4 protein-coding genes and 1 pseudogene are annotated in these 7,206 nt (G+C 45.1%); 2 read left to right on the top strand and 3 right to left on the bottom strand.

Features of this window, described 5'->3' with window-relative positions; genetic code table 11:
* The 3 genes and pseudogenes from IQ229_RS06825 to IQ229_RS06815 form a co-directional block, all read right to left on the bottom strand.
* On the bottom strand, positions 1–427 hold a 427-nt coding region (locus tag IQ229_RS06825; RefSeq protein ID WP_194042400.1), incomplete at its 3' end, for a type II secretion system F family protein.
* A gap of 75 nt (positions 428–502) precedes the next feature.
* Positions 503–1,633, bottom strand: a pseudogene (locus IQ229_RS06820) (type IV pilus twitching motility protein PilT); the annotation flags it as partial.
* A 110-nt stretch (positions 1,634–1,743) separates the two neighbouring features.
* A complete protein-coding gene (locus IQ229_RS06815) occupies positions 1,744–3,750 on the bottom strand; it encodes a GspE/PulE family protein (RefSeq protein WP_194042396.1) in 2,007 nt (668 codons plus the stop codon).
* Positions 3,751–4,270: 520 nt separating this feature from the next.
* Here IQ229_RS06815 and grpE point away from each other — a divergent pair.
* On the top strand, positions 4,271–5,017 hold the full coding sequence (gene grpE, locus IQ229_RS06810; RefSeq protein ID WP_194042394.1) for a nucleotide exchange factor GrpE: 747 nt from the start codon (positions 4,271–4,273) through the stop codon (positions 5,015–5,017).
* A 226-nt stretch (positions 5,018–5,243) separates the two neighbouring features.
* Positions 5,244–7,202: a molecular chaperone DnaK gene (gene dnaK / locus IQ229_RS06805; protein ID WP_194042402.1), complete on the top strand. Its 1,959-nt coding sequence runs from the start codon at positions 5,244–5,246 to the stop codon at positions 7,200–7,202.
* Positions 7,203–7,206: the final 4 nt, after the last annotated feature.

The following is a 7,206-nucleotide window of genomic DNA, read 5'->3' as shown; positions in this document are numbered from 1 at the left end:
CTTCGCCAGCTTGAATCATACTCACATATAATCCATCAAAACAGTCAGGATGCTTCCGCATTGCCTCTGAAAGATTCATTCCGCTTTGAACATCGGTGCTAATGTCTACAAGAGCTTGTTTCAATTTAGTATTACTACACTGTTCGGAAAGCACCCCCAGACTTCTAACGATCGCAACTCCCGCATTCATCAAAACGGCAAATTGACGCGAAAAAACGGCTTTATCTTTCACAGAAACCTTAACTAAGGAATTCTGGAAATTTTTGAAGGCAACATCTGGCTGAAATCCCTGAGATTGCTTGAGTTCTTGGATTACAAAACCTTGATCTCTGAGATTAGTACGAGCTTGTACCAAGGATTCAGCAACAATTTTTTCTGTTCGAGATTTTCCTTGCGAATCCCGAACACGGGCAACGAAGTTTGGCATAAATAAATTCAAAATTCAAAATTCAAAATACTCAAGGGGATGAAATATTCTTCATCTCCCCTATCCCCAATTCTTTTAATGTGCTTTGGCTGCCGTACCGGGTTTAGCACCTGCGGCAGCTTGCGGTGTAGAATTACCAATGAGACGTTGAATTTCATCTGGCTTAGAAGTCTTAGACATTGCCGCCTCAAAGGAAATCGTTCCTGCTTTATAAAAATCAGCTAAAACCTTCTCCAGAGTTTGCATTCCCAATTTGCCGCCAGTTTGAATCGCTGAGTAAATTTGAGATGTTTTGCCTTCTCGAATCAAGTTGGAAATAGCAGGAGTGACAATCAGAATTTCTTGAGCCATCACCCGGCCATATTCACCGGGTTTAGGGTTTTTCTTAGACACCAGGGTTTGGCTAAATACCCCTACCAATGAGTTAGACAACTGCACCCGCACTTGGGTTTGTCTTTCATGGGGGAAAACGTCAATAATCCGGTCAACTGTTTGGGCGGCGGAACTAGTGTGTAGCGTACCAAATACCAAGTGTCCTGTTTCTGCTGCGGAAATCGCCAAAGAAATCGTTTCCAAATCACGCATTTCCCCCACCAGAATAATATCTGGATCTTCCCGCAAGGCTGCTTTCAAAGCATTAGCAAAGCTTTTAGTATCTTCTCCTAGTTGCCGCTGGTGAACCAAGCTTTTAATTGGTTCATAAACAAATTCAATAGGGTCTTCCACCGTTAAAATATGCTCTGCCTTGGTGCGGTTAATCAAGTCAATCATTGCCGCTAGAGTAGTTGTCTTGCCGGAACCTGTAGGGCCTGTCACCAGAATAAGTCCTCTAGGCTTATCGCACATTTCTCGCACAATATCTGGCAGACCTAATTTTTCAAAGTTAGGAATCTTAGAACTTAATGCTCGTAAGCAAGCAGCATAAGCACCACGCTCTTTATAGACATTGACCCGGAAACGAGCCAAACCCTTAACACCATAAGAACAATCCAACTCCCAAGTCTGCTCTAGGGTTTTACGCTGGGTGTTGTTGAGCATACTAAAAATCAGCCTTTGACACTGATCAGCTGTCAATATATGCTCACCTATAGGGGTAAGTTTGCCACTGATACGGAAGTAGGGAGGTAAACCTGCGGATAAGTGCATATCCGAGCCACCCATCTCAATCAACTGCTCCATCAAGTCTTCAATCATCATTTCCATAGTTCTGCTTCCTTTTAATGTTTTTTATTTGTCATTTGTCAGTTGTCCTTTGTCATTTGTTTAAGTTACTAAGAATTCACCAATGACTAATGACTAATGACCAATGACTAGTCTTAAAACCGAGCTGTCATACAGTAAGGACAATCCAGCCATTCTTGTTTCAATGTGGCATCGCAACTTCGGCAGGTAAGACCAGTCTTGCGTTTGGCTTTTAACTCTGCTTCCAAGCCAGTATCAGTAAACGTCACTCGTTCTACTTCTTCTAAAGTGGTGGAACCTTCACGCACTAAGTCCAAACTGTAAGCCAGCAAGGTTTTCATGCCCTCTTCTATTGCCACTTCCTTGATGCGTTCTGTAGGTGCATCTTCGTTGATCAGAGTTTGCAGGTTTTCGGTGACTCGCATGACTTCATAAACACCACAGCGCCCTTTGTAGCCGATACCATTACATTTTGGGCAAAGGTGATTTTTGGCTTTGGCATCTGCGATCGCATCTAATGTCAAGGTGTTAGCTTTATAGAAAGTGACTCCCACATCAGAGGAAGCTGATAGACCATAACGAGCCAGTTCCTCGGTTGTGGGAGTGTAGGGAATGCGACATTCAGAACATACACGCCGCACCAAACGTTGAGCTAAAACGCCAATCAGGGAACTAGAAACCATGAAAGGCTCAATCCCCATTTCTCCCAAACGAGCGATCGCTCCTGGGGCATCATTGGTATGTAAGGTAGTTAATACTAAGTGACCAGTCAAGGCAGCTTCAATCGCTGTTTTTGCCGTTTCCTTATCCCGCGTTTCACCTACTAGCAGCACATCTGGATCTTGTCGCAAGAAAGCCCGTAGAGCGGTAGCAAAATCTAGCCCTTTTTCCCGAATCACCTGTACTTGAGTAATCCCTGGAAGACTATACTCAATGGGGTCTTCTACAGTACTGATATTAATTCCGGGATCGTTCTTTTCTGAGAGTGCAGAATACAGCGAGGTTGTTTTCCCAGAACCAGTTGGCCCAGTTACCAAAATTAGCCCAAAGGGACGGCTAACCATATCCTTGACAATATTCAAAGTCTCTGGATCGGTAATTAACTTATCTAATCCCAGTTGGGTGGAGGAGTTATCCAAAATCCGCAGTACCACCTTTTCCCCGTAGCGACTGGGTAAGGTATTCACTCGGAAGTCCACCTTACGTCCCTCAAATAGCCGTCGGATGCGTCCATCTTGGGGTAGACGGCGTTCAGCAATGTCTAGATTGGAGATGATTTTAAATCGGGCTGTCACCGCTGGGATGATTTTTTTCGGCATTGGGGGGAAAGCTTCACGCAGTACGCCATCTTTCCGAAAGCGGATGCGTAAGTTTTCTTCTTGCGGTTCGATATGAATGTCAGAAACGCCCTCATGCAAAGCTTTAGCCAGGATTCTGTTGACTAGGTTGATGACTGGGGCATCCTCCGCACCCTTCATCGCTGCCCCTAGATCGGCCTCCATTTCTTCAGGAGCATCCGAAATATCGAGGTTTCCGAGATTTTCTAAATCCTGACTAATATCTGTAGAGTTTTCTCGTTCCAGGTGCTTTTGCTTAACAGCCATTTCATCCAGGTATTGGTTGATTAGCTGTTGGTAGTCTTCCTGTGTAATCACCATGCGCTGTAACGCCAAGCCTTGGGGGCGCAAGATGCGGTTCAGGTCATCGGAAGCCTCTAGATTATCTGGAGCAACCATCGCCACTAAAACTGAGGGCGGGGTTTGGTCTTCGTGTTTTGACAGTGGTACTAAGCGATGGCGACGGCAGATATCCACTGGGATGAGGGTTTCAATCAGGTTCCCCATCATCGTGTTGCCAATAGAGTTGACTTCTGGATCGAGAAATTCAACTCCGTATAGTATTTTCAGTTCAAATAGCTGCTGTTTTTTGTATTGCCTGAGCAACTCAGGCGATAGTTGTTGACCAGTGATTGACTCTAGTACTTCCGTTAGGGGCCTGCCAGATTTGCGGCTTTCAATTAATGCCTGCCTCATCTGTTCGGTATTGACATAGCCAGATTGCACTAGCTTGTTGCCGAAGGGCGAAAACTCTGTTCTAGTAGTTAGAGCGGTACTGCGCCGTTGTGGTGACGAGTAAGTCATAAATGAGCGAATGAGTAGGGGGAACCTCTGCTTAAAGTATTCCCCTACTGTGAGGCAGAATTCTCATTTGCCAAAAAAGTCCTGAGTCACCAAAACAGTGCTGAGTGCTGAGTAACGAGTGCTGAGTTAAAAAAGTAATAATCGTAAGTCACCTAAACAGTGCTGAGTGCTGAGTAACGAGTGCTGAGTTAAAAAAGTAATAATTGCACTGGCTCAACGCCCCGTTAACGGCACTCAGCACTCCTGAAGTCGCTTTGCTCCGAATTCAAAATTAAAGATATTTTCAAATAAGATAAGGGGCGAGTCGCATTTGGCGCTACTATTGCAAACTACTCGTTCGGGTTCCCGTCTTAGTAGCGTCTGGGCTAACGTGTTCACCATTTGTCACAATAAGAGGACGGTTATATCACTTCCAAGAACTTGTCGGCAATAAAATCAGCCTCAGTGGCACGTCGTGGATGACGACGGTTGCAAGCTGTGGAGATACACTGCCATAAATAGGATCTGGAATGAATAGACAATGATCGATGAAAATAAACAGATAAACAATACAAGCCAGCAATTGGGTGAACCAACAGAGGTAAAGCAAGCAATGAAGAGTGACTTCCCAGCCCAAACTAATTTCAATGAATCTGGCAGCGAGGTGACAGAGCAAGTGGCAGCCCAAACAAATATATCAGGCGATACTGCTGTCAATTCAGAAAATAGCGTCGCTGCAACTGAGAAAACTGGAGTGGAAACAGCAGCTTTGGCAGAACTGACTCAACAAATCGAGTCCGTCAAAACGCAACTAGAAGAGCGTAGTACTCAATATATGCGGATTGCCGCTGATTTTGAGAATTACCGGAAACGCACTAGCAAAGAAAAAGAAGACCTAGAGTTGCAGGTGAAACGGAATACGATTTTGGAATTGCTACCAGTAGTCGATAATTTTGAGCGGGCGCGATCGCACCTCAAACCGCAGTCTGATGGCGAAATGACCATGCACAAAAGTTACCAAGGCGTTTACAAACAATTAGTAGATAGCCTGAAGCGCTTGGGTGTATCGCCAATGCGTCCCGAAGGTCAAGAATTCGATCCTAACCTGCACGAAGCAGTAATGCGGGAACCTACGGATGAACATCCTGAAGGAACAGTGTTAGAAGAGTTAGTGCGCGGATATTACTTGGGCGATCGCGTGCTACGCCATGCAATGGTCAAAGTAGCTGCTCCCAAGGAAGATACACCTTTTGCACCAGAAGATCAGTCGAGTTCAGCCAGCAGTTAAGCTGTAGTCGCTCGCCTCGCTGACCTCAAGTGCCTGGGTTATAGCAAAGACGAGCATCGCGTACCTAAAACTTAGACAAGGCTTTGGATAACTCTCTGTGTTTCAACTTCTTTCTTGCTACCAGCAACAGGGGTTGCACAGACGTTATCCGCTAGCCTTTGTTCTTAGCAAAAAAGTTAGTCCGCGACATATTACAGCAGAAATTTCAGTAAAAATACTGGCAAATATGGGAAAAGTTATTGGGATCGACTTAGGCACTACTAACAGTTGCGTCGCAGTTTTGGAGGGTGGTCAACCACTTGTGATCTCCAATTCTGAAGGTGGACGAACTACTCCAAGTATTGTGGGATTTGGGAAGAGTGGCGATCGCTTGGTTGGTCAATTGGCAAAGCGCCAAGCCGTAACCAATGCTGAAAACACGATTTACAGTATTAAACGATTTATCGGGCGGCGTTGGGAAGATACTGAAATAGAACGCGATCGCGTCCCCTACAACTGTGTCAAAGGTCGAGACGAGACTGTTGATGTCCAAATTCGCTCAAAAAACTATACGCCCCAAGAATTATCTGCGATGATCCTGCAAAAGCTGAAGCAGGATGCGGAAAACTTTTTGGGTGAGGAAGTCACTCAAGCAGTGATCACCGTACCAGCATATTTCACAGATGCCCAAAGACAAGCAACTAAAGATGCTGGCACAATTGCTGGACTAGAAGTCCTGCGAATCATCAATGAACCAACAGCTGCGGCTTTAGCTTTTGGATTAGAAAAGCAAGACCAAGAGCAGCTAATCTTAGTATTTGACTTGGGAGGCGGTACCTTCGACGTATCGATTCTGCAACTTGGGGATGGCGTTTTTGAAGTTAAAGCGACTTGTGGTAACAACCACTTGGGTGGAGACGACTTTGATAATGCGATCGTCCTTTGGATGATGGAACGTTTCCAAGAACAAGAGAAAATCGACCTTTCCAAAGACAAAATGGCATTGCAACGCCTGCGGGAAGCTGCGGAAAAGGCAAAAATTGAACTCTCCAGTATGGTGAATACCTCCATCAACTTGCCCTTTATCACAGCGGATGACACCGGGCCAAAGCATCTGGAGATGGAACTTAGTCGCTCGAAATTTGAAGAACTCGCCGCGAAATTAATTGAAGCGACCATCGAGCCACTGATCCAATCGCTCAAAGATGCGGATCTCAAACCAGAAGCCATAGATCGGATTATTCTGGTAGGTGGTTCTACCCGTATTCCAGCAGTCCAAAACGCGCTAATTAAGTTTTTCAACGGCAAAGCTCCCGATCGCTCCATCAACCCTGATGAAGCCGTAGCATTGGGAGCGGCTATTCAAGCAGGTGTGTTAGGTGGTGAAGTCGATAATCTCTTACTACTGGATGTCACCCCTCTGTCTTTGGGAATTGAAACCTTGGGTGAAGTTTTCACCAAAATCATTGAACGCAACACTACAATTCCTACGAGTAGATCACAAGTTTTTTCCACCGCCGTTGATGGGCAAACCTCAGTGGAAATTCACATCCTCCAAGGTGAACGGGCGATGTCACGAGATAACAAGAGTCTCGGCAAGTTTTTGCTAGCAGGAATTCCCCCATCGCCCCGTGGTGTACCGCAAATTGAAGTATCCTTTGAAATCGATGTTAACGGCATCCTGAAGGTTTCTGCCCAAGATAAAGGTACAGGTAGAGAACAGAGTATCAGGATTACCAATACAGGTGGTTTGAGTAGCAACGAAGTCGAACGGATGCGCCAAGAGGCCGAACTGTTTTCCGAAGAAGATAAAAGACGTAAAGAACTGGTTGAACTCAAAAACCAAGCAGATAATTTGTTGTTCAGTTATGAATCCACCATCAAGGATAATAGCAACTTTATTGGTGAGCAGATGAAAACCTTGGCCAGTGAAAAAGTTGAACAACTCCAAGCGGCAATGATTGACTCCAGCATTTCCACAGTGGAATTTAAGCAGCGCTTAGACGACTTCCAACAAACCTTGTTTGCAATTGGTGCTGATGTTTACAATCGAGCGAACAACCAAACTGATGAGATTGAGGGGGGTTCATCTGGTCACTTTACCCCAGAAGTAGACTCACCAATGAATGGCACGCTAATACCACAATTCAACTTTGATTTTGATGAAGAAAGTACCGCTCAGGCTGATTATGAGGCGATAGATTAGGGGT

This window comes from Nostoc cf. edaphicum LEGE 07299 (assembly GCF_015207245.1).
GTDB classification, from domain to species: domain Bacteria; phylum Cyanobacteriota; class Cyanobacteriia; order Cyanobacteriales; family Nostocaceae; genus Nostoc; species Nostoc edaphicum_B.
Note: the sequence above shows the minus strand (reverse complement) of the source record. Positions and strands in the feature narration are given on the sequence as shown.